23 protein-coding genes are annotated in these 23264 nt (G+C 62.8%); 16 read left to right on the forward strand and 7 right to left on the reverse strand.

What is annotated here, in order from left to right; translation table 11 throughout:
* Positions 1-825, reverse strand: coding sequence for a helix-turn-helix transcriptional regulator (locus NE851_RS24860; RefSeq protein ID WP_028757274.1), 825 nt, complete (start codon positions 823-825; stop codon positions 1-3).
* A 91-nt stretch (positions 826-916) separates the two neighbouring features.
* On the opposite strand from NE851_RS24860, the gene NE851_RS24865 reads away from it, so the two are divergent.
* Positions 917-1807, forward strand: a complete 891-nt coding sequence (locus tag NE851_RS24865) for an SDR family oxidoreductase (RefSeq protein ID WP_063475174.1) — start codon at positions 917-919, stop codon at positions 1805-1807.
* Positions 1808-1905: 98 nt separating this feature from the next.
* On the opposite strand, the gene NE851_RS24870 is transcribed toward NE851_RS24865, so the two are convergent.
* Complete coding sequence (locus NE851_RS24870; protein ID WP_028757272.1) at positions 1906-2115, reverse strand: hypothetical protein; 210 nt, start codon at positions 2113-2115, stop codon at positions 1906-1908.
* Position 2116: 1 nt separating this feature from the next.
* Positions 2117-2317, reverse strand: a complete 201-nt coding sequence (locus tag NE851_RS24875; RefSeq protein WP_028757271.1) for a hypothetical protein — start codon at positions 2315-2317, stop codon at positions 2117-2119.
* 219 nt (positions 2318-2536) lie between these two features.
* Between NE851_RS24875 and NE851_RS24880 the strand changes: the two genes are divergently transcribed.
* Together NE851_RS24880 and NE851_RS24885 are read left to right on the forward strand one after the other, a co-directional pair.
* A complete protein-coding gene (locus NE851_RS24880; protein ID WP_088930348.1) occupies positions 2537-2710 on the forward strand; it encodes a hypothetical protein in 174 nt (57 codons plus the stop codon).
* A 179-nt stretch (positions 2711-2889) separates the two neighbouring features.
* Positions 2890-3822 (forward strand): hypothetical protein, encoded by a 933-nt coding sequence (locus NE851_RS24885; RefSeq protein ID WP_127430269.1) that lies wholly within the window; start codon positions 2890-2892, stop codon positions 3820-3822.
* Between the two features lie 47 nt (positions 3823-3869).
* Here NE851_RS24885 and NE851_RS24890 read toward each other — a convergent pair whose 3' ends face one another.
* The 4 genes from NE851_RS24890 to NE851_RS24905 form a co-directional block, all read right to left on the reverse strand.
* Positions 3870-4313 (reverse strand): SRPBCC family protein, encoded by a 444-nt coding sequence (locus NE851_RS24890; RefSeq protein ID WP_003560606.1) that lies wholly within the window; start codon positions 4311-4313, stop codon positions 3870-3872.
* A gap of 143 nt (positions 4314-4456) precedes the next feature.
* Positions 4457-4870, reverse strand: a complete 414-nt coding sequence (locus NE851_RS24895) for a GFA family protein (RefSeq protein WP_127430268.1) — start codon at positions 4868-4870, stop codon at positions 4457-4459.
* A gap of 149 nt (positions 4871-5019) precedes the next feature.
* Positions 5020-5712, reverse strand: coding sequence for a type 1 glutamine amidotransferase domain-containing protein (locus NE851_RS24900; RefSeq protein ID WP_028757268.1), 693 nt, complete (start codon positions 5710-5712; stop codon positions 5020-5022).
* Positions 5713-5877: 165 nt separating this feature from the next.
* On the reverse strand, positions 5878-6429 hold the full coding sequence (locus tag NE851_RS24905; protein ID WP_127430267.1) for an alpha/beta hydrolase: 552 nt from the start codon (positions 6427-6429) through the stop codon (positions 5878-5880).
* A gap of 476 nt (positions 6430-6905) precedes the next feature.
* Here NE851_RS24905 and NE851_RS24910 point away from each other — a divergent pair, with 476 nt between their 5' ends.
* From NE851_RS24910 to NE851_RS24970, 13 genes are all read left to right on the forward strand, one after another.
* Positions 6906-7490 (forward strand): TetR/AcrR family transcriptional regulator, encoded by a 585-nt coding sequence (locus NE851_RS24910; protein WP_097542251.1) that lies wholly within the window; start codon positions 6906-6908, stop codon positions 7488-7490.
* Complete coding sequence (locus NE851_RS24915) at positions 7487-8089, forward strand: 2-hydroxychromene-2-carboxylate isomerase (protein WP_097542250.1); 603 nt, start codon at positions 7487-7489, stop codon at positions 8087-8089. Before NE851_RS24910 ends, NE851_RS24915 begins: the two co-directional genes overlap by 4 nt.
* A 157-nt stretch (positions 8090-8246) precedes the next feature.
* On the forward strand, positions 8247-9623 hold the full coding sequence (locus NE851_RS24920; protein ID WP_028758199.1) for an FAD-binding oxidoreductase: 1377 nt from the start codon (positions 8247-8249) through the stop codon (positions 9621-9623).
* Between the two features lie 47 nt (positions 9624-9670).
* Entirely contained in the window at positions 9671-11992 is a 2322-nt protein-coding gene (locus NE851_RS24925; RefSeq protein WP_127430266.1) for a molybdopterin guanine dinucleotide-containing S/N-oxide reductase, read from the forward strand.
* A 134-nt stretch (positions 11993-12126) separates the two neighbouring features.
* The gene (locus NE851_RS24930) at positions 12127-13779 is read left to right on the forward strand and encodes an ABC transporter substrate-binding protein (protein WP_097542248.1); all 1653 of its coding nucleotides are present in this window, start codon (positions 12127-12129) and stop codon (positions 13777-13779) included.
* A gap of 37 nt (positions 13780-13816) precedes the next feature.
* The gene (locus NE851_RS24935) at positions 13817-14827 is read left to right on the forward strand and encodes an ABC transporter permease (RefSeq protein ID WP_097542247.1); all 1011 of its coding nucleotides are present in this window, start codon (positions 13817-13819) and stop codon (positions 14825-14827) included.
* Positions 14824-15672, forward strand: coding sequence for an ABC transporter permease (locus NE851_RS24940; RefSeq protein ID WP_097542246.1), 849 nt, complete (start codon positions 14824-14826; stop codon positions 15670-15672). The genes NE851_RS24935 and NE851_RS24940 overlap by 4 nt, the downstream gene beginning before the upstream one ends.
* The gene (locus tag NE851_RS24945) at positions 15651-17381 is read left to right on the forward strand and encodes a dipeptide ABC transporter ATP-binding protein (protein WP_127430265.1); all 1731 of its coding nucleotides are present in this window, start codon (positions 15651-15653) and stop codon (positions 17379-17381) included. Before NE851_RS24940 ends, NE851_RS24945 begins: the two co-directional genes overlap by 22 nt.
* Entirely contained in the window at positions 17378-18469 is a 1092-nt protein-coding gene (locus NE851_RS24950; protein ID WP_097542244.1) for an LLM class flavin-dependent oxidoreductase, read from the forward strand. Before NE851_RS24945 ends, NE851_RS24950 begins: the two co-directional genes overlap by 4 nt.
* A 211-nt stretch (positions 18470-18680) precedes the next feature.
* Positions 18681-19784 carry an LLM class flavin-dependent oxidoreductase gene (locus NE851_RS24955; RefSeq protein ID WP_097542243.1) on the forward strand — a complete coding sequence of 368 codons (1104 nt, stop codon included), beginning with the start codon at positions 18681-18683 and terminating at the stop codon, positions 19782-19784.
* A 114-nt stretch (positions 19785-19898) separates the two neighbouring features.
* On the forward strand, positions 19899-21080 hold the full coding sequence (locus NE851_RS24960) for an acyl-CoA dehydrogenase family protein (RefSeq protein ID WP_127430263.1): 1182 nt from the start codon (positions 19899-19901) through the stop codon (positions 21078-21080).
* Positions 21081-21157: 77 nt separating this feature from the next.
* Entirely contained in the window at positions 21158-22135 is a 978-nt protein-coding gene (locus tag NE851_RS24965) for a ketopantoate reductase family protein (protein WP_127430262.1), read from the forward strand.
* 37 nt (positions 22136-22172) lie between these two features.
* Positions 22173-23177, forward strand: a complete 1005-nt coding sequence (locus NE851_RS24970) for a C-terminal binding protein (RefSeq protein ID WP_127430261.1) — start codon at positions 22173-22175, stop codon at positions 23175-23177.
* Positions 23178-23264: the final 87 nt, after the last annotated feature.

Raw genomic sequence — 23264 nt, forward strand, 5'->3', positions numbered from 1 at the left:
TCACCCCACCAATCCCTTGATCTTCGCCGCATCCTCCGCCGTCGCCGGGTTGTACACGACCATGCTGAGATCCGGCCGCCCGTCCACCTGGAAGGCGGAATATTCGAAGGCGAGCGGGCCGAGGATGGGGTGGCGGATATGCTTGGCGCCCTCGCCGTGGCTGCGCACGTCGTTGTCGCGCCACATCGCCAGGAATTCGGGGCTCTTGCGGCAGAGTTCGTCGACGAGGGGCTCGACCTCGGCCGCGGCACCCGCGCGGGCCGCATCCACGCGGAAAGCGGCGACGACGAAGCGAGCGACACTTTCCCAGTCGTATTGAGCGGCGCGTACGCGCGGATCGAGGAAGATGAAGCGCAGCACGTTGCGCTCTTCCGGCGGCAGCGCGCCGTAATCGGTTAGAAGCACCGTCGCCGCCCTGTTCCAGGCAATCACGTCCCAGATGGCGTTGCGGATCAGCGCCGGGCTCGGGTCCAGCGCATCAAGCACGCCCTGCAACCTCGGCGTCACGCCCTCTTGTCTGTGGTAACGCACCTCGGGCGGTCGACCGAGGCCGATGAGGAAGAGATGCTCGCGCTCGACATCAGTCAGCATCAGCGCGCGAGAGATCCGGTCGAGCACGTCGGCAGACGGCGCCCCGCCACGCCCCTGCTCCAGCCAGGTGTACCAGGTCGGGCTGATATTGGCGCGGCTCGCGACCTCCTCGCGCCGCAGACCCGGCGTGCGCCGCCGCTCCCCCGCAAAGCCGAAGGCAGCGGGATCGAGCCTGACGCGGCGCCCCTTCAAATAGGCACCGAGCCGATTGTCCGAGGTGACGAATTCGCCCATCCTGTTAGCCTTTATACCATGATAATGTCACTATTTTACCATGATATAGGCAGGGCCGATATGTGTCTCCGGCAAAAACTGGAGATATCACATGCGCGTATTCGTCACTGGAGCCACCGGCTGGGTCGGCTCGGCCGTCGTCGATGAACTGATCGCCGCCGGCCACAAGGTGCTCGGCCTCACCCGCTCGGACAAGGGAGCGGATCAACTGGCCGCCGCCGGTGCCGAGGTCCATCGCGGCACGCTCGACGACCTGGACAGCCTGAAGAGCGGCGCGGCAGAGGTGGATGGCGTCGTCCACACGGCCTTCAATCATGATTTCTCGAAATTTGCCGAGAACTGCGCCGCCGACCGGCGCGCCATCGAGGCGCTGGGCGAAGCCCTCCAAGGTTCCGGCCGGCCGCTGCTGGTGACGGCGGGCCTCGGCCATGCGCCGGGGCGCACCGGCACCGAGAAGGACCCGCCCATGCCAACGTCGCAGACCTACCCTCGCGCCTCCGAAATCACCGCGATATCGCTTGTCGCGCGTGGCGTGCGGGCCGCCACCGTCCGGCTGCCGCCGTCAGTACATGGCCATGGCGATCATGGTTTCGTGCCGATCCTGATCGATTTGGCCCGGCGGACGGGAGTCTCGGCCTATATCGGCGAAGGGCAGAACCGCTGGCCCGCCGTGCACCGGCTCGATGCCGCCCGGCTCTATCGGCTGGCGCTGGAGCGCGGCGCTGTCGGTGGCCCGTTCCTGTCAGTCGCAGAAGAGGGAGTTCCCTTCAGGCAGATTGCCGAGGTCATCGGCCGGCGGCTCGATGTGCCCGCTGTCTCGCTCTCACGGGAAGAAGCGGCCGAGCATTTTGGCTGGTTTGGCATGTTCGCCGGCTTCGACGTCCCGACATCGAGCGAGCATACCCGCGCGCTGCTCAGCTGGGAGCCAAAGCAGCCCGGCCTCCTCGCCGATATCGACCATCCGGCCTATTTCGGTGGGTAGGAACAGTGTCCACATATGAAACTGGAGCATTTCCCTGACTGGAGAAAACGGAAATGCCTCGCGGCTTGGCTCGTGAGGAGAAGCAGCGACAGCCGGAGCTAGTGCGACCGGCTCTCGTTCCTAGCGGCGGGATCGTAGTTGATATCCCAATCCTTCCCGGACTTCTTCTTGCCGGGCGGGTTCTTGTTCACCGTGGCATCTTCCGAGCCGGTGATCACGGTCGGTTTGGCGCTGGCCACACCGCTGCTTTTCCGGTCGGCCTGGGATCTGGCGAACTGGCCGGCTGCGTCTTTTTTGGGATCAGCCATGTCATTGGCCCTTCTGCTTCAGCGCATCGCTGAGAGTCTTCGTCTCGGGATCGCGGTTGTTTTCGCCATGCGCGTCGCGATCGCGATCCGGATCGTCCTTGGCCTTCATATAGCCGCGAGGTTTATTTCCCTTCGGCCCTTCCCAGCGGGGAGACTGATCGGTGGTGCCGGGGGCGCCGTCTTTCGGTGTCGTCATGCCCATCTTCGTTTCTCCTTGTTGAACAGGGGAAACCGAAAAGATCAGGAAGTGTTCCCGCGGGAATTCTTCCCCGGTGAGCCGCCCTGTCGTTCGAAAGCAAGCTTGGCGCAGCAGAGGTGAGCAGGCCCAACCCGCTACCCGGCCCCGCCCTCCGCAAAAAATATGGAACCGTGTTGTCCGCCATTGGTTGACCAGAGGTCTACCTCAAACATGGAGCCGAAAATGAGCAAGACCAACGTTCGTGAACTCCAGAAACGCGCCGAACGGCAGGTAAAGAACACCAGCGCCGGCGGCCATCTCGGCGGCACATATTTCGGGCAGCAACCGGATGGAAAGACCGCCTCGTCGACCAGCAACGACAGCGCCAAGGCGCGGCCGAACGACGGAAGCAAATAGGCGCAGCGGACCTTACCTCACCTAGTAAAAGAACTTCTCCTGCGCCCAGGGACCTGGGCGCCTCCTCTGCTCGCGCCACTCCACCTCGCTATTGATCGGCGACGCCTCCGCTCTAGCTTCTGCTCGCGGGCAGAGCGGCCGCGAGGGATACAATCTTTGGGCGAAGGCTGAGGGGCGACGTGGCATCCTATTCGATTGACGATGCGATCCGGGAACTTGCGCCGGCTCTCGGCAAGGCGCCGGCGGGCGCGGTCAGTGGCGAATGGACTGCCACCACGATGCAGGCGGGGCACTCGTCCCGGACGGGCGGTTACCGCGATGCCGAAGGAAACCATGTCCCGGAGGCCTCCAGGCATCCGCTCGATATCATCTCCGAAGTCGTCGAAAAGCTCGGTGCATCAGGGGTGCCTCGCTTCAACAAGGTGCTAATACGCTGGAAGAAGCCGAAGTTTCCCTTCATGCGGGGAGAGATCACGCTCCAAACCAGTTATGATCGGACGATCGTGCCGCGCGCCCCCGACGACCCGATCTACGAAACCGCAGCCGCTGCGCGGCGCGTCTTCTGGCAGAGCCGCGGTACAGTGCTTCAGAACTTTGCGGCCGAGCGCGGAACGGCCAACATTCACGCCCAGACGAAATGGTTCGGCCCGCATCGCCGCATCCTCGCCATCCAGGCGCCGGACAGGCTGACGCTTGCCACCGACGGGCTGTCGACCCCTTGGGCCGGCATATCCGAGCCGGAGAACGGCGTGGAATGCGAACTCTTCATGGAATTCGGCCCCGCGACCCTGAATGCGGAGGGGATCAAAAACTGGGCAAACCTGCTGATCAACATCGGCGACCTTGTGGCGGACGGCTATCGCGTCGCCCGCGATGTCGAGAAACACGGCGCCATCCTGTTCTGCCGGCTGACCGAGGATTATAGCCCGATGAGCCGGATCATGCTGAGCCAGGCCCCCGGGCGGATCGACGGCCTGCCTTTCGGCTCGGTGCCGCTGATCCGGGCAACGCCGATCGCCGAAGCCGAGATCGAAGGGCAGGATCTTTCCGACGACTGGGGCGCTGCGGCCGCCCGCAACGCGCTCGCGAAACGCGGCATCGGCAGTCATTGATGTCGGCTGGTGCCGGGCGGTTGCCGCCCGGCCAGCGCGATCTTGGACTATTCCTGGATGTCGGGCTCGACGACCCTGGCGAGGTTTCGCAGCGACTCCTGCCAGCCGAGATAACAAGCCTCGGGCGGAATGACGTCAGGCACGCCGGCCTGCACGATGTCCACCTCGGTGCCGACCGAGACCTTTTTCAGTGTCACGGTGACTTCCATTTCGCCAGGCAGGTTGGGGTCGTCGAACCTGTCGGTGTAACGCAGGCGTTCACCTGGGACGAGCTCCAGATATTCGCCGCCGAAGGCGTGGCTGTTGCCCGTCGTGAAGTTACGGAAAGACATTCTGAACGTGCCGCCGACAACCGGCTCCGAATGATGCACGGTGCAGAGGAAGCCGTTCGGCGGAAGCCACTTGGCAAGCGCGTCCGCCTCCAGGAATGCGCGGTAGACTTTCTCCGGGCTGGTCGCCAGAACGCGGTGCAGGCGTATGGTACTCGGCATGGTCGTGATCCTTTTTGAATGGACGGAATGGACGAACCTAGGACGGGCGTGGGCTGATCGATCCGACACCGGATGGAACTTTTCTTCAAGAAAAATTGCTCAAAGCATGTCGCGCAAAACTGTGCAGCGGTTTGCGTCGCGGCTCAGCCGGGCATGCCGTCGAACTGTGGAAGATCGAGCGGCCTTGCCCAGGCGAGCCGCCGCTTGGTGAACATTTCGACTCCCGGCTTGATGAGCTCGGGCCGATCCAGACTGCCGAGCGTCACGAAGACGAGGCCAGGAAAGCTCTCCAGGTTGCTGCTGAACAATCTGGCGCCGCAATCCGGGCAAAAATTGCGGTCGAGCCCCTTGCCTGAATCGGCGACATAGTGAAACGCCTTCGGGCTACCGCTGATCACGGTGAAATCATCCTGCGGTACGGCGAAGAACGTGGCGGCCTCGCCGCCCGTTGCCCTCTTGCAGTCCAGGCAATGGCAGTTGGCGACAAAGTTCGGGTCGGTGTCGAAGGCAAATCTCACCGCGCCGCAAGCGCATTGTCCCGTATATTTCCCCATCATGTCAGGCGCCTTTCATCCCGTGTTTGAACGTTGGCTCGCCGCCGCCGTGCTGCAGACGTCGTCGAGACGCACCTGCGGCCGGCGTCGGCACAAGCCGAATGAGGAGATCTCGACCTCCAGGGCAGCCGTCGTGCCCAGGGCTTAAGCCCTTAAGCCGCGTCCTGCTTTCTCAAGGCCTCAAGAAGCCTCCGGGCGCCCTGTTTTGACGAAGCCGGGTTTTGACCGGTGATCAGCAGGCCGTCCTGGACGACATGCACGCCCCAATCCGCCGTCTTCGAAAACTTTGCGCCCTGCTCCTTCAATACATCCTCGAGCAGGTAGGGAACGACCTCGACCAGGTGCATCGCCTCTTCTTCGGAATCGGTGAAACCCGTGACCGTCCGGCCCTTGGCGATGGGCTTTCCATCCGGCGCCTTCACATTCGTCAGGATACCTGGTGCGTGGCAAACGAGCGCCACGGGTTTTCCCGCCGCGAGCATATCCTCGATGAGCGACAGAGCGTTGCGGTCGTTCGTCAGATCCCAAAGCGGACCGTGCCCGCCGGGGAAGAACACGCTGTCATAGTCCGCCTGGTTGATGTCGGACAATCTCAAGGTGTTGGCGAGCGCAGCCGTTGCCGCCTGGTCGCGCTCGAACCGCCGCGTGTCTTCCGTCTGGAAGGCCGGCTCGTTGCTCTTCGGATCGAGTGGAGGCTGGCCGCCCTTCGGCGAAGCGAGCGTGATGTCGGCTCCGGCGCCACGGAAAACAAAGTAAGGGGCGGCGAGCTCCTCGAGCCAGAAGCCCGTCTTCCTGCCGGTGTTTCCCAGTTGATCATGCGATGTTAGAACCATGAGAATTTTCATTGCTCAGCTCCTTCAAAGCCGGCCGGCGGACAACGCCGTCGGCGCCCGGTTTTACGGTGAATACTGCCTGCAGATCTCATGCTGAAACGGGAGAGGACATAGAGCGGCTGCGCTGGGAAACAAGCTTTCCCGCGTGGTGTTTGCTAGAATTGTCTGAGCAGAAGCCTAACCCAACGAACGGATGTCCCAGGCGACCTCGCTCATGTCATCATTGAACTGGTGATCCCTGCCCTCGAGCGTGCGCACCACGGCGTGCGGAATCGCTTTCGCGTAGAAATGGACGTGAGCCGTCGGCACCTCGTCGTCATCAATCCCATGATAGAGATGGACGGGAAGGCCGGGCGGAAGGGACCCCGAGAAATCCTCGGCACCGCCGATGTCATCGCTCGGCCATCCGCCTTCGCCGATGAAGGGTGCGGCGATGAGAAATAGCCCGCCCAACCTCGGTGTCGGCGGCTGCTCGGCAAGCGCATGCATCAAGATGGTGCCGCCGAACGAATGGCCCACGAGCATTGCGCCATCTTCCAACAAGGCGAATTCCCTCATCAGCGCAGACTTCCACGCAGAGAAGCTGGGATTGTCTTCGCCGGGCATTCGGGGATAGCGGACAACATAATTTCCACCGAGCTCGCGCTCGAGGCTCGCCACGAGCTTGTTGTCCCAGTGGTCATGAACGCCTTCGCCGGCGCCTTGGACAAAGAGAACCTGTTTGATCATCCCGTCAGCCTATTCCCCATAGCAGAGGCAGACAAGATTGCAGCCGCGGCCACGCCCAAACTGTCCGACCTGAGAGATAGATGGACACATGAGGTTGCCACCTATCGCCACGAAAAAGTCAGCTGTCTGCGAGAGCCGTGGACGAAACATTTTCCACAAATTCAGTAGAAAAAGAACGACCTGTCTTTCTCATAATCCCTCAAGCCTCTAGCTTCCACATTGCAAATCGAGCGGAATCATCTGTCGACGGTCGATGGGGAGTCCCGCTTGAAAGGAAGACGAAAAACAAAAATGGCTTGCACCTTAGGAGCCTACCGGTCGGACGCAGCATGGCCAAGCCTTCGCCCCCTCGGTTTCTGGTCCGCTCGACACCATCGATCGCGAAACAATGCAGCCAACCTCGGCAGAACACTTGCAATGACCTGATGATATGGGCTTGCTGATCCCATGATACATTCCCAACCCGAAGCGATCCAATGAAAGAGCCTATATCAGATCAGATCCTTACCGCCGCCAGCGCGCTTTTTTATAGCGAAGGTATTCGCGCCGTCGGCATAGATCGAATCATCGAAGAGGCAAACGTTGCCAAGGCGACCCTCTATCGACACTTCCCATCCAAGGACCACCTTGTGGCAGCCTATCTCCAGGATCGCCACGACCGCGTCATTCGTTCGCTACAGGAGGTTTTGGATGCGGCAAGCACGCCGAGGGATCAGATCAAACTGATTTTCGAGCGCTTGTACGAAAAGGCCGACAGCCCGGAGTTTCGGGGCTGCGCCTTTGCACTTGCCGTCGCCGAGCACGGCGATTCCGAACGCGTCCTCACCGTCGCGCGAACGCACAAGAAGGTTGTGAGGGACATATTTCGCACCATCCTGTCGAGGGCCGATGTCAAGCCCGACCAGGCGGCTGCTCACCTTTCCCTTCTCTATGAAGGCGCCCTTGCCACGGTGGCGGTCGGACGCGATCCCCAGGCCGTTCTCGTCGCCCGGGACTGCGCACTATCGGTATTCGACGCGGCAATCTACTCGACCAGATCTCTTGAGAAGAACGGAACATGACAAAGACCATCGATTACTTCTTCGGCATTGGCTCTCCCTGGGCTTTTATCGGCCTCGAGCCGTTTGCGGCGCTCGCCTCCGAGCATGGGGCATCGATCCACCCCTATGTGATCCCATTGATCGAGGACAATGGCGCGATCTATTCCCGCAACCGGCCGCAAGCGCGCCGCGCCTATTGGGTCAAGGACCTGAAACGTTGGGCCGCGCTGCGGGGTAAAACGCTGAACTTCGAAAACCGCGCCGCCCTTTCTGACCCGACCCCCGCCGGTTTCATGGTCATTGCCGCCATCGATGCGGGGCAAGACTGGCTCAGACTGACAAAGGCGCTTCAGGAGGCCTTCTGGACACGTGGCGAGGACATCGGCCGAGCCGAGGTTCGTCGCGCAATTGCGGATAAGGCAGGGTTCGACGGTGCAGTTCTGGAGCAGCGTGCTCAGGCCGAGGACGTGCAGGCGATCTGGAAATCGAACGCCGAGACCGCCAAGGCTGCCGGTGTCTTCGGGCTTCCAACCTTCCGATACGAAGATGAGTTGTACTGGGGACAGGACAGCCTGCCATTCCTCGAGCGCCATCTCAACGGCGACAAGATCGCCGCCTGATGGATCATCGAGCAGGCCGGCGCCAACAGCATCGGCCCGTTCGTCCCCGGCCAGAGCATCATCCGGAGCACTCCATGTCCATCATCCCCACCGAATGGCTGGCGGCGCATCCGGATAACCCTAGCCGCGTCATTCCTGAAGAGCGTCGAGGCGGCAAATGAGTGTTCTTTCTCCCGCTCTTTCGCAAACGCTTCGCATCCGTTTCGGCGATCGCTTCTCCATCTCGCAGGCCTTGCGCGAACAGCACGGCCGCGGTGAATCCCACCACACGCCCGCCATCCCGGATGCTGTCGTGTTTGCGGAAAGCACCGAGGACGTGGCCGAGATCGTCCGGCTCTGCGCGGCTGAAGACGTGCCGGTGATCGCGTTTGGCGCAGGCACCTCGCTCGAAGGCCATCTGACGGCGGTGCGCGGCGGTGTCTCGATCGATCTTTCACGCATGTCGCAGATCGTCCGCGTCAGCGCCGAGGACCTCGATTGCACCGTCGAGGCCGGTGTGAGCCGCGAGCAATTGAACACGCATCTGCGCGATATGGGCCTGTTTTTCCCGATCGATCCCGGCGCCAACGCCTCGATCGGCGGCATGGCCTCGACGCGGGCATCGGGGACGAACGCCGTGCGCTACGGCACCATGCGCGAAAACGTCCTGTCACTGACCGTCGTGCTGCCGAGCGGCCAGGTCATCCGCACCGGCGGCCGGGCGCGCAAGTCGTCAGCCGGCTACGATCTGACCCGACTGTTCGTCGGTTCCGAGGGTACGCTCGGCATCATTACCGAGGTGACGCTCAGGCTCTACGGCATCCCGGAGACGATTTCCGCAGCGCTCTGCTCGTTCGAAAGCGTCGAGCAGGCGGTCAATGCGGCGATTGCGGTCGTGCAGCTCGGCATTCCGGTTGCCCGCATGGAGTTGATGGACCGCGGCCTGATCGCGGCCGTCAACGCCTATTCCAATCTGTCGCTGAAGATCGAGGACACGCTCGCCTTCGAATTTCATGGCTTTCCGGCTGGGGTTCAGGAGCAGGTCGAAATGGTCAAGGCGATCGTCGAGGAGAATGGCGGCAAGGATTTCGAATGGGCAAACGCACCTGAAGAGCGCAACCGGCTGTGGAAGGCGCGTCACAACGCGTTCTACGCGGTCGTCTCCCAGCGCCCGCATGCCAAAGGCTGGTCATCCGACGTCTGCGTCCCTGTCTCACAGCTCAGCAGCTGCATCCTCAAGACGCGTGATCTTCTGCGCGGCTGCAGCGTTCCCGCCGCCATTCTCGGCCATGTCGGCGACGGCAATTATCACGTCGTCTTCGCTGTCGACCCGGGAAATCAGGCGGAACTCAATGAGGTTGCAGCCATCAACAAGAAGATGGTGCAACATGCAATCTCGGTGGGCGGCACCTCTACCGGCGAACACGGCGTCGGTACCGGCAAGATTGGCTATCTGCGCGGGGAACATGGCGATGCCGTCGATCTCATGGCCGTCATCAAGCATGCCATCGATCCGACAGGCATCATGAACCCAGGCAAAGTCTTGCCCGGATAGACGTCCGCAGTCCGTTGATAAACCCTTGTTTGCCTGGAGCTTTACAAATGAGTTCGTTTCAGCCCCATAGCTCCCACTGGGGCGCCTTTTCCGGCCGCTACGAAGATGGAAAGCTTGAAATCCGTCCCCATCCGGCCGACCCGCATCCATCGCCCCTGCTGGGCAATCTCGCCGCGATCGCCCATAGTCCGGCGCGCATCAGACGTCCGGCTGTCCGGCGCGGCTGGCTCGAAGGCAGCACCGGCAACGCGCAAAATCGCGGGGCAGACGATTATGTCGAAGTCAGCTGGCCGCAGGCGCTGGACCTTGTTTCGAAGGAACTTCGGCGCGTTTATGCAGACTTCGGCGCGCAGGCCGTGTTCGGTGGGTCCTATGGTTGGTCGAGCGCCGGACGCTTCCATCATGCGCAGAGCCAGATCCATCGGTTTCTGAATGTGCTGGGCGGATATATCAGATCCGTCAACACCTACAGCTCGGGTGCGGCCATGGTCATCATCCCGCATGTCTTGGGACCCTACGACCATTTCGAGCGCAAGAGCGTCACCTGGGATGCCATCGAGCGGAGCAGCGAACTGGTCGTCGCCTTCGGCGGAATGGCGATCAAGAACACGGATGTGCATGGCGGCGGCATCAGTGCGCATATCGTGCCCCGGACGCTGAATGGCGCGCACGCGCGCGGTGCGCGTTTTGTCCTCATCAGCCCCCTGAAAGACGATTTTCCTGCTGAGGTGAACGCCGAATGGCTGCCCATCTTGCCCGGCACCGACATAGCGCTGATGCTCGGCCTCGCGCATGTGCTTGCCAGCGAGGGATTGCACGACCGCCAATTTCTCGACCGCTATACGGTCGGCTACGAGCGCTTCGAGGACTACCTGCTTGGCCGGACCGATGGTGTCGACAAGAGCCCGGAATGGGCGTCCCATATCTGCGGCATCGGCAAAGACACCATCAGGAAGCTCGCGCTTTCCATGGCGCGCGCCAGGACGCTGATCACCGTCAGCCATTCCCTGCAGCGTGCCGAGCATGGCGAGCAACCGGTCTGGATGGGCATCGTGCTCGCCGCAATGCTCGGGCAGATCGGACTGGATGGCGGCGGCTATTCCTATTCGCTTGGCGCATTGGGCAATATCGGCAAACACCAGCTTGCCGTCCCACTGCCCACGCTCAGTCAATTCAAGAACGCCGTGCCGGATTTCATTCCCGTCGCGCGCATCGCCGACATGCTCCTCAATCCGGGCAGCGCGTTCAACTATAATGGTCAGGCGATGCGTTATCCCGACATCCGCCTCGTCTATTGGGCGGGCGGCAACCCATTCCATCACCATCAGGATCTCAACAGGCTGCGGGCGGCGTTCAAGAGGCCGGAAACCATCATCGTGCATGAGACGGCCTGGACGTCGTCGGCCCGTCATGCCGACATCGTGCTGCCGGCGACCACCACGCTCGAGCGGGACGACATCGGCGCGGCGGACCGCGATCCGCTGATGATCGCCATGAAAAAGTTGATCGAGCCGGTCGGCGAAGCACGGGACGACTATGACATCTTCTCCGAGATAGCCCGCCGCCTCGGCAGAGCCGAACAGTTCACCGAAAGCCGCACCAGCAAGGAATGGCTCGCCTTTCTTTTCGAGACGACGCGCGAGGCGCTCATAGCCGGTGGACACGAAGCTCCCGACTTCGAGACGTTCTGGGAACGCGGAGAGATACGCCTGCCGCTGAAGCCTGACGACGGTGGACCGGCGCGCGCCTTCCGCGATGATCCATCCGGATCTCCGCTGCAGACGCCATCCGGAAAGATCGAGATCTTTTCCGAGACGATCGAGAGCTTCGGTTACGACGATTGCCGCGGCCATCCGCGATGGTATCGCCCCAAGATGGAGGCAGAGGGCGATGCAAGCAACTACCCGCTCCATCTGGTCTGCAATCAGCCGCATCAGCGGCTGCACAGCCAGTTGGACTATGGCGATTTCAGTCGTTCCACCAAGATCAAAGGCCGGGAACCAGTCCGCATCAACCCGGCCGACGCGGCCGAACGCGGCATTTCGGATGGCGACATTCTGAGGCTGTTCAATGCCCGCGGCAGCTGCCTAGCGGCAGCGGTGATAAGCGAGGACGTGCGACAGGGCGTGATGCAGCTTGCGACGGGTGCGTGGTTCGAACCGAACGACCCGACCGCCGAGAAGTCCATGTGCATCCACGGCAACCCGAATATCCTCACCCGCGACGTCGGAACCTCGCAATTGGCCCAGGGCTCGACCGGACAGCTTACCAGGGTGGAGGCGGAGCGGTTCGCCGGCGAACTGCCGCCGGTGCGGATCTTCGAGGGAATGAAGTTCGCAGACATATCGCGACAAGCCCGGAAAAGCTGATCCACACACACGCAGAAACCGAACAAAATAATCCATAAATTTAGTAGAAAAAGAACAACTGGTCTTTCTCCCTCCTGTTGCCCTGCTTAGGCTATGCGTCGTGATCTCCTTGGCAAACAATACAGGACCGCATTATGATCGAACGCTTTTCCCCGTTCTCCCTTCCCCGGCGTCGCCTGCTGATCGCCACGTCCGCACTGGCAATCGCCGCCTTGGTGGTAACGGCGGAGTTCAATCCGGCTCTGAGTGCCGATAGCCCACACAACGGCGGTGACATCACCTTCCTCATCGACTCGCTGGGCGATACCTGGATCCCGAACAACAGCGCCATCTCCAGCTTCCAGGGCCACATCTGGGGCCATGTGACCGATAAGCTCCTTTACGTCGATGCTGACGGCAAGGTCAGCCCCTGGATCGCCGAGCGCTGGGAGCAGAACGACAAGGCCACCGAGTTCACCCTGCACCTGAAGAGCGGCGTGACTTTCTCCGACGGCACCCCGCTCGATGCGTCGGCCGTCGTCGCCAACCTCGACATCTGGTACGCCGGCCGCAAGAGCGAGGGCATCAACCCGATCGGTCTCTTCCCGAAGACTTACGACCACGCCGAGGCAGTGGACGCGGCTACCGTGAAGGTCTTCTTCAAGGCGCCGACACTCGGCTTCATCCCGACCCTCGGCTACCACGGCTCGATCCTGATCTCCCCCAAGACCCTCGCGCAGCCTGCCGCCCAGCAGGCCGACCTCAGCAAGACCGCCGGCAGCGGCCCCTATGTGGTCGATTCCTGGAAGGAAGGCGACTTCGTCAAGCTGGTCAAGCGCAAGGACTACAACTGGGGTCCCGCCGCGGTCGGCCATACCGGCCCGGCCTATCTCGACACGATCACCTACAAGCTGGTGTCCGAGCCGTCGCTGCGCGTGGCTGCGGTTCAGTCCGGCCAGGCCGACGTCGCCTACAACGCCTCGCCGCAGGAGCTGGAGTCTCTCAAGGCAGAAGGCTTCACCACCGCGACACCACGTTATCTCGGCTTCGTGAACGGCTGGGCTGTCAACACCAAGCTTGCGCCCTACGATGACGTGAAAGTACGCCAGGCCCTCCAGGCCGGCATCAATCGCCAGGAGATCATCGACACCGTCTATACGTCAGACTGGAAACTGGCGACCTCCTTCATCCAAAGCAACGTGCCGGGAGCGACCGACCAAAGCGCCCTGCTGGCCTACAACCCCGAAAAGGCCGAGAAGCTCCTCGACGAAGCGGGCTGGACAAAGGGCGCGGACGGCATCCGCACCAAGAACGGCCAGCCGCTGGTGCTGACGCTGCATTCCAACCCCTACCTCGCAACCTCGAAATCGGTCGATGAGCTTATCGCCCAGCAGCTCGGCAAGATCGGCTGGAAAGTCGCTATCCGTTCCTACGACGTCGTCACCTACGGCCAGAAGGTCAAATACGGCAGCCCGGCCGTGCCGGCCTATGAGGTGACGCGCAGCTTCATCGACGCCGGCACCGTCGCCAGTATCCTGACAAATGCCAACAACGGCGAGAACTGGTTCGCCCTCGACGAGAGCGACAAGACGCTCAACGAACTCCGTGACAAGATCGCCAGCGCCGGTTCCATCGAAAGCCGCAAACCGCTCCTCGACGAACTACAGAAATACATCCTCGATCAGGGTTACTTCATCCCGCGCACACAGATCGTCCAGCGGATCTACGTGCAGTCTCCGAAGCTCAAGGGCGAAGTCTACAACGGCGTCGCCTATGCCAGCTACTACACGGCCACGAAGAGCGAATAACCCGCAATTCAACCGAGCAACTTAAGAAGGTGACGGCATGAGCAAAGCCTACCTCAACTACGCCGCAAAACGCCTCGTGCAGGCGATCGTCGTGATCCTGCTGGCTTATGTCTTCACCTTCGTCGTCGTCAGCATCCTGCCCGGCGACCCGATCACCAATGTCCTGAACAATCCTCAGAATGGCTTCACACCGGATGAGATCAAGGAGATCATCGCCGCCCAGGGCCTGGATAAGCCGATCCCGGTCCAGCTGTGGACATCTTTTTCCGGATTCGTGACCGGCGATCTCGGCCTGTCGATGCGAACCAACCGGCCCGTGTCGACCCTGATCGCCGAGGTGCTGCCGTCGACCTTGGTCCTTGCTTCCGCAGGCCTCGTCGTCGCGCTGCTGCTGTCGGCGGTGATCGCCTATGGCACGCAGTTTCTGCCAAAACGGTTCGGTCAGGGCCTGCTGCGCGGCTTCCCGTCCCTGTTCCTGTCGGTGCCGAACTTTGTGATCGGCCTGGTGCTGATCCATCTCTTCGGCTTCCAGCTCGGCGTCTTTCGCGTGATCGAGCCCGACAGCTTCTGGGCGACGCTTTTCGCGGCCATCGCGCTCGGCATCCCCATCTCCGCGCAAATCGCCGAAGTGCTCATCGCCAATCTCGATCATGAGTCCGGGCAGGAATACGCCGCCGTCGCCCGGGGTCGCGGCCTCGGGCAAATGCGCCTGTTCGCCAAGCACCTGCTCAAGCCGTCGTCGCTGCCGGTTATCACCGTTATCGCGCTCACCATCGGCGAACTGCTCGGCGGTTCGCTGATCACCGAGACGGTGTTCGGACGCACCGGTCTCGGCAGCCTGGTGCAACGGTCGGTGAGCACGCAGGACCTGCCCGTCCTGCAGGCGGTCGTCTCGCTGGCAGCGGTGGTCTTCGTGATCGTCAACCTGATCGCCGATCTGACCTACCCACTGCTCGACCCGCGCGTAAAGCTTCTTGGCGCTCCCGAGCGCCGTCCAACCACGGCTGACGAAGGCTCCATCGGCATTTCCAAGGCGGTGACGCCATGACCCTCGCCTCCGCTTCCTCTGCCTCGCATGTCGCGGCGATCAGCCGGCTGACGGCGCTACGCCTACCGCCGATCGTCGCGCTGTCCTTCGCTATCGTCGCGCTCGCCATCGCCTGGTCTCTCGCTCCGAGCCTGTTCACCAGCTATGACCCGGTCAACGGCGTTCCCGCTCAAAAGCTGCTCGGCCCCAGCGCGGCGCACTGGTTCGGCACCGATCACCTCGGCCGCGATCTCTACACCCGCGTCGTCTACGGCACGGCCTCCTCGGTGGCGAGCGCGCTGATCGCCGTCGTCATCGGCGTTGTCGCCGGTGGCCTCATCGGCCTCCTGGCCGGCTTCTTCGGCGGCTGGGTGGACACCCTGTTCGCCCGCCTCGTCGACGTTCTGCTGGCTATTCCGAAATTCCTGCTGGCCGTCATCGTCGTCACCGCGATCGGCTTCGACACCACCAACGCCGCCATTGCAACCGGCGTTTCGGCGGTCGCCCTCTTCGCCCGGGTGATGCGCTCGGAGGTGATCAAGACCCGGCAGGCGACATTCGTCGAGTCCTCCTTTCTGCTCGGCGGGTCGCGCTGGCACATCCTGTGGCGTCACGTGCTGCCGAACGCCTCGCGCTCGGTGCTGCCGCTTGCGGTGCTGCAGTTCGGCGACTCGATCCTGGTGATCGCCAGTCTCGCTTTCCTCGGCTACGGCGACCCGCCGCCGGCCTCCGACTGGGGCCTGCTGATCTCGATCGGCAAGGACTACCTCAAATGGCCGTGGCTGGTTTACGCCCCCGCCTTCGTCACGATCGCAACCGTCCTCTCCGTGAACAGGATCAGCCGATGGCTTCGCAAAACAGACTGACTGAGCTTTTCGCCCACACAGACGCCACCGGGCTGCCGCTCCAGCGATCAGCCCCTCTGCTCCGGGTTGACGGGTTGTCGGTTTCCTACGGGCCGCACGAAGTCGTCAGCAACGTCGGGTTTCAACTCGGCCGCGGCAAGAGCCTCGCCCTCATCGGCGAGTCGGGTTCGGGCAAATCGACCATCGCCCGGGCGGTGTTGCGGCTGCTCCCCAGCGGTGGACGCGCTGCCGGCCGCGTCGAGTTCGACGGCCAGGAGATACTGGGACTCCCGGAGCGCCGTTTCCGGCCGCTCAGAGGACGGGCGATCGGGTTCGTCCCGCAGGATCCCGGCAACTCGCTCAACCCGGTGCGGACGATCGGCGCCCAGGCGATGGAGGCGGCAGCACTCGTCGACGAGCCCAATAAGGCAATCCGCAAGGCGCTCATCCTGGAGACCTTCGCCCAGGTCGGGCTCGACAATCTCCAACGGGTCTACGACTCCTACCCGCACCAGCTCTCCGGCGGCATGCTGCAGCGCGTGCTGATCGGCCTTGCAGTCCTGCCACGGCCGTCGCTGCTGGTCGCGGACGAGCCGACGTCGGCGCTCGACGTCACGATCCAGAAGCGTATCCTCGACCTGCTTTCCAAGTTGCAGCACGAGCTTGAGATCAGCCTGCTTCTCATCACCCACGACCTGGCGATCGCCGCCGAGCGGGCGGACTCCCTGGTGGTGCTCAAGGACGGCGTCGTCCAGGAAGCCGGCAGCACCGCTTCCGTCTTCTCCGCGCCCTCCTCGGCATACGCCAGGAAGCTGCATGCCGACGTCCCGGCCCTCAACCCCGATCGCTACCGTGCGCTGCGCGATCCCGGCTTCCGTTTCCTCGGAACCAAAGCCGACAAGGCACCGAAGATCGAAGTCAGCGGCGTCACGAAGACCTTCACGGTCGACGGCAAGGTTCTGACGGCCGTCAATGAGGTGTCGTTTGCCGTCCCGGCTGGCACCACACACGCGCTGGTCGGCGAATCCGGTTCGGGCAAGACGACGGCAATCCGGCTGCTGCTCGGGCTCGAGCAACCCGACATCGGCAATATTGCCGTCGCCGGCGAGCAGCTCGCCGGTCGCTCGCCAGAGTCCCTGCGCGCGGTATGGCGCCACCTTCAGCTCGTTTATCAGAACCCGTTCACCTCACTGGACCCGACCTGGAAAGTCGAGCAGTTGGTGCGCGAACCGCTCGACCGGTTCAAGATCGGCACCCGCGAGGAGCGGGCCGAGCAGGTCCGCGAAGCGCTGGCCAATGTCGGGCTCGGCGAACACCTGCTTTCCCGCAAGCCGGAAGCCTTGTCAGGTGGCCAGCGCCAGCGCGTGGCCATCGCCCGGTCGCTGGTGCTCAAGCCTGACGTCATCGTGCTCGATGAGCCCACCTCCGCGCTCGACGTCAGCGTCCAGGCCGATATCGTCGAGGTGCTGCTCTCGCTGCAAGCCAAGCTTGGCCTCACCTATGTTTTCGTCTCCCACGATCTGGCTCTGGTGCGCCAGCTCGCCCACACGGTTTCGGTGATGCAGCGCGGGCGCATCGTCGAGCATGGGACCGTCACCGACATCTTCGAACGCCCCAGGGAGCCGTACACACGCTCGCTGCTGGAATCGATCCCATCAGGCGCCGCTGCTATCGCCCGCGCGCCACACCCCAGACCGCAGTGGTTCGTCAACGAGGAAAAGATCGCATGACCATCGCCGCGCCTGCCATCCCTCAGCCCGCGCCGTTCCGTCCGAAACAGCGGCTCGGCTTCAACACCCGGGTGTCCTTCAACGACGACGCCGGGCCGGCGCAGGGGCTACGCGACGGGATCGAGCTGTTCAAGGCCGCCGAGCGGCTGGGTTATCAGTCGGGCTGGGCCTACCAACGGCACTTCGACCACTACCTGTCGTCACCGCTTCCGTTCTTCGCCGCGGCCGGCCAGCATACCAGGCATATCACGCTCGGCTCGGCTGTTATCCCGATGCGCTACCAGGACCCCATCCTGCTCGCCGAGGCGGCCGGCACGACCGACCTTTTGATCGGCGGCCGCTTGGAGCTGGCCATCTCGACGGGCGCCAATGCGGCGTTCGACGCCGTCTTCGGTACGGCAGACACCGATGCCCGGACGGAAGCCAAACGCCGTCAGGCGCGCTTCCTCGCCGCGATCTCGGCTGAGGTTCTCCACACCGTCGCTGGGCAAGGCCAAGGCGCCCCGGAGGGTACTGAACTGCGGGTGACGCCGCACAGCCCGACCCTGCGCTCGCGGATCAGGCAGGGCTCGGCTAGTCTGGATTCGGCGGTGCAGGCTGCCAAGCTCGGAATCGGGCTCATCTCAGGCACTGTGCAGCACGACCACGACGAGGGCGAAACCTTCGGGGAGTATCAGGCTCGCTGCATCGCGGCTTTCCGTGCGACCTGGCGCGAGACGTGGAACACCCAACCGCCGCCAGTCGCCGTTGCCGCCTCAATCCTGGTCGGCACCACGGCCGAGCTTCGGGAGAAGTATGCCGCCTACGACCTCGAGCGCCGCACCCAGGGAATTGCCGCGTCCCGTCCCAAGGGGGCGCTGACGCCGGCCGCGCCAGCCAATCAGCCGCCCGGCATCCAGATCTCCCCGGTCTTCCAAGGCACGCCCGACCAGGTGCTTGAGGCCGTGCTTGACGACCCAGGCCTTGCCTCCGCCGATGAGCTTGTGCTCTTCCTTCCCCCCGCCTTCGACCTTGCCGAAAACGTGCGGCTGCTGACGGACCTGGCAGACACGGTGGCCCCCAACCTCGGCTGGTCGCCTACCATTTGAACCACACTGATGCCAGCGGTTGAGCGTCGCCATTGCGGCTGGAGCAGCCATCAGGGTTTTCAATGGAGAAGGTGACCAACTCTTCCCCACCAGGCTGCGACGCGCGAATATTTTCTACAGTTTTAGTAGAAAAAGAAAGACCTGTCTTCCTATGGGATTTGTCACGCCATAACGTGAAGGCATGTTCGGCAACCCCGGGAGAAACGCTCACATGGCCACGGAATTCATCAGCGCAAGCTTCGCCAATGCCTCCAATGACCTCAACCCTATTCCCGACGCGCCGGTCGATGCGCGTTTTCTGGAGCGATACGCACGGGCGCTCGACGATTACGGCTTCAACTACACGCTGATCCCCTATTCCTCGTCCTCCTTCGATCCGTTCACGCTTGGAGCGACGATCCTCGCACATACGAAAAAGCTCAGCATCATCGTCGCCCTACGTCCGAACACGGTCTATCCGACGGTTGCGGCGAAATCGTTGGCGACGCTCGATCAGTTGAGCGGCGGGCGCGTCGTCGTTCACTTCATCGCCGGCGGCAGCGACGAGGAGCAGGCGCGTGAAGGCGACTTCCTCAATAAGGAAGAGCGTTACGAGCGGCAGGAGGAATATATTCGCATCTTGCGTCTGGCCTGGACGTCGACCGAACCCTTTGATTTCGATGGGAAGTATTATCAGTTCAAGCAGTTCCGCAGCGCCGTGCGTCCCACCAGGGGCCTCATCCCCATCTCGCTCGGCGGCTCGTCGGATGCGGCTTACCGGATCGGCGGTTCGCTGTGCGATATCTTCGGCCTATGGGGTGAGCCGCTTGCTGAAACCAAGCAGCAGATCGACCGGATTTACGACGAAGCCGCCAAGGCTGGCCGCACGGATCGCCCGCGCATCTGGGTCACCTTCCGGCCGATCGTGGCCGAGACCGACGAATTGGCCTGGGCGAAGGCACATAAGGTTCTGGACCGGCTGAACGAGAACCGCGAGAAAGGTTTGAGCCGTGCGCCGCTTTCGGCTCCGCGTCCGGCCAATGTTGGCTCTCAGCGGCTGCTGGACATTGCTGCACGCGGCCATGTGCAGGACCGCGCCCTGTGGTATCCGACAGTAACCGCCACCAATGCCAGCGGCGCCACCACCGCGCTGGTGGGTTCGCCACGCACCATCGCTGATTCCATCCTCGATTATATCGATCTTGGTGCCGACCTGATCTCGATCCGCGGCTACGACAATTACAACGATGCCGTCGATTATGGCCGCTACATCCTGCCGCTGGTGCGTGACGGCATCCGCGAGCGAGAAGAGACCAAAAAGAAGACGGCCGCCTGATGATCACGGTCCGGTACGGTTGGACCATGCATTCAATCCCAGAACGAGCAGGCGACGCTGTCTTCATCGCGTCGGAGGATATCGCTCGGGCTTCCATCAGAAGGCTTCAACGACATGCCCCATGACACAAGCGTCCTGAACGCAACCGCGCGGGTTCTAGCCGAGGCCGCTCCGGAAGCGGATCGTACCGGTCAGTTTCCATGGACGGGCATTCGTGCCGTTCATGAAAGCGGCCTTCTGGAAAGCACTGTCGCCGTCCGCTACGGCGGAGGAGGTGCCAACCTTGCCGACACGGCTCACATCCTAGCCGCCCTCGGGCGAGGCGATCCGTCGGTCGCGCTCATCAGCGCCATGACAATTTTCAACCATCTCGGCCAGGCCGGAAAAAACCATTGGCCGGAAGATCTCTACATCAGGCTGCTGGCGGAGGGAAAGCAGCGTCCGCTGCTGCTCAACGCCGCCCGCGTCGAGCCGGAACTGGGGTCGCCGGCGCGCGGCGGTCTGCCGGCAACGCGCGCCCGCCGCACGGCCAACGGCTGGTCGATCACCGGTCGCAAGCGCTTCGTCACCGGCGCGGATGGTCTCACGCATTTCCTCGTCTGGGCGCATACCGATGAAACCCCAACGCGGGTTGGAACCTTCGTCGTGCCGAATGGACTGCCTGGCATTCGCGTGATCGAAAACTGGAGCAGCCTCGGCATGCGCGCCACAGGTTCGCACGACGTCGAATATACCGACGTCGAGATCCCGGCAGAGGACGTGCTTGATCTCACCGACGCCACAGTTGCCCAACAGGACAATCGCGCCCATGCGGCGCTCACGCTGGCGCTGACCGCGCTCTATCTCGGCGTGGCGGAAGCCGCGCAGGCCGCCTTCATCCGCTTCGCGCATGAGCGGGTGCCGACCAATCTCGGCCATCCCATTGCCCGCACGGAGCGTTTCGTGACGCTTTCGGGCGAAATCGACCTGCTTGTCTCCGGCGCCCGCCAGATCATTTTTGGCGCGCTCGAAGCCGGCCAAAGTGACGCGGAAAAATTCATAAGAGCCCGGCTCATTGCCGGCCGGCAGTTGCGCGAGGCAGTCCAGATCGCGGTGCGCGGCATCGGCAATCCGGGCCTGAGCGCCGACCTGGGGCTTGAACGGCATTTCCGGGACATCCAGTCCGTGCTCGTCCATGCTCCGCAGGAAGACGTATCGATTTCCATTCTGGGGCGCGCCGCCTTCGACCGGTGGAACCGGGATGAGACCGCCCTATCGAGCTATTCGACAGGCGTCCCCGTCCTTAAAACAGCCTGACGCGACGGGGACGGACCTCACCTGATGACCTTCCCACCTTCCCCTTCGGCCCCCCGGCCAACTCGCAGTGGACGAACATGACACGCTACATCATCATCGGCGCCGGCGCGGTCGGCGCAAGCCTTGCCGCCGAGTTCGAAACCCACGACATTCCTTACGTTCTGGTGGGACGCGGCGCTCAGATCGCTCATATCGCCGCCCATGGCCTTTCCTATCGCCGCCCGAGGGAAACCCGGGTGGTTCAGCTCAATGCGGTCGACACCGCAACGCCGCCCGTTCTGAAGCCGGACGATATCCTGATCCTCACAGTCAAGGCGCAGGATGTCGAAGCGGCAACCGATTTCTGGGCCTGGCGCGATGTGGATGGCGCAGGTCTCGCATCCGATCTGCCGCTGGTCACGCTCCAAAACGGGCTGGCGGCCGAGGATATCGCGCTGCGACGCTTCCATCGTGTTTATGCGGCCAGTATTCTCATTCCCGCGCGCTATACCGTGACCGGTGAGGTCGTCGTCGGCGGTGAACCGAATGTCGGCATTGTCACGCTCGGACGCTATCCGCACGGATTGGACGATACCGCATCGGCTGTTGTCTCCGACCTGACGAAGGCGGGATATCTGGCCGAAGCGCGTGCAGACATCCGCCGCTGGAAGGCCGCCAAACTGCAGCACAATGCGACTAACGCAGTCGAGCTTTTCGCCGGCACACCGGAGGTGCGCGCAAAAGCCGGCGCCGAATTGGCAGAAGAAGCGCGCACCGTCCTGAAGGCGGCGGGATACGATCTGGCGGCCCCTTCGGAACGGGCGATCGACATATCAGGCTGGCGCGTCGCCGAAGACAGCGGCATCGAACGCGGCCAGCAATCGACATGGCAGAGCTTCGTGCGCGGCACGTCAAGTGAAGTTGACTACCTGAACGGTGAGATCGTGCGGCTCGGACGTCTTCACGGCGTGGCCGCACCCCTCAACGCGGCCTTTCAACGAGCGGCGGCAAAACTCGCACGCGATGGAGGCAAGCCGGGTTCGCTGAGCATTGAAGAGGTGGGACGGTTGGCATGACCAAGGGATCAACAATTCAAGGCGGCTCTTCCTCCGAATGACAGAACAGAGAAAATATGTGGTCGGAATCACCGACCACATGATCGGCTCTCCGGACCTCGAGGCCGAGGTGCTCGGCCAGGATGTCGAGATCGACTTCTTCGCCACCACGGATGAAACGCTTTTCGCTGCCGATCGCCTCGCCCGGCTCGATGCCCTGATGGTCTGGGGCGCACGGCTCGGGCCGCGAAGCATCGCGCATTTGACCCGCTGCCGGGGCGTCGTGCGTTACGGCGTCGGTTACGAGAAGATCGATATCGAGGCCTTGGCGGCCGCCGGCATCCCCTTCGCCAACAACCCGGATTATGGCACCGAGGAAGTTGCCGACCACGCGGTCGCGATGATCCTGTCCCTGCAAAGACGGCTCTGGGAACATGATGCCCGCGCCCGTGGCTATCGATCCGGATGGCAAGTCCACAGCCTCAAGCCGCTTTCCCGTTCAAACCGGGCCACTGTGGGCGTCGTCGGTGTCGGACGGATCGGAACGGCGGTCGTCAACCGCCTGAAGCCCTTCGGCTTTCGCATCCTCGGCTATGATCCCGGCCAACCGCCTGGTCACGAAAAGGCGATGGGATACGAGCGTGTCGACAATGCGGGCGATCTTTTCGCGCGCTCGGATATCCTCACGCTCCACTGTCCAGCCACGGAGGAGACACGCGGCATGCTCGACGCCAACGGACTTGCCCGGATGAAACCCGGAGCCATTTTGGTCAATACGGCGCGCGGCGAACTTATTGACGATCTCGATGCGCTTGAAGCGTCCCTCAGAAGCGGCCACCTGGCAGCGGCCGCGATTGACACGCTGATGCAGGAACCGCCGGGCGACCATCCGCTGCTTTCGGCCTGGCGCAAACGTGAAGACTGGCTCGCGGGACGGTTGGTGATAACCCCGCACAATGCCTTTTACTCCGATCACGCCGCGGTCGAGATGCGCCAAAACGCAGCGCGGACGGTCAGAATATTGCTCGATGAAGGCAGGCTCCGAAATCGGATCACCGCCTGACGGCCTCCTGTGGTCCTGCTTATCCCAGTGCAGGCGCGGGCAAGACAGGTGATCGATTGCTTCTTTTTATCCGTGACATAAGTGTAT

The organism is Rhizobium anhuiense bv. trifolii, assembly GCF_024346605.1.
Classification (GTDB): Bacteria; Pseudomonadota; Alphaproteobacteria; order Rhizobiales; family Rhizobiaceae; genus Rhizobium; species Rhizobium anhuiense.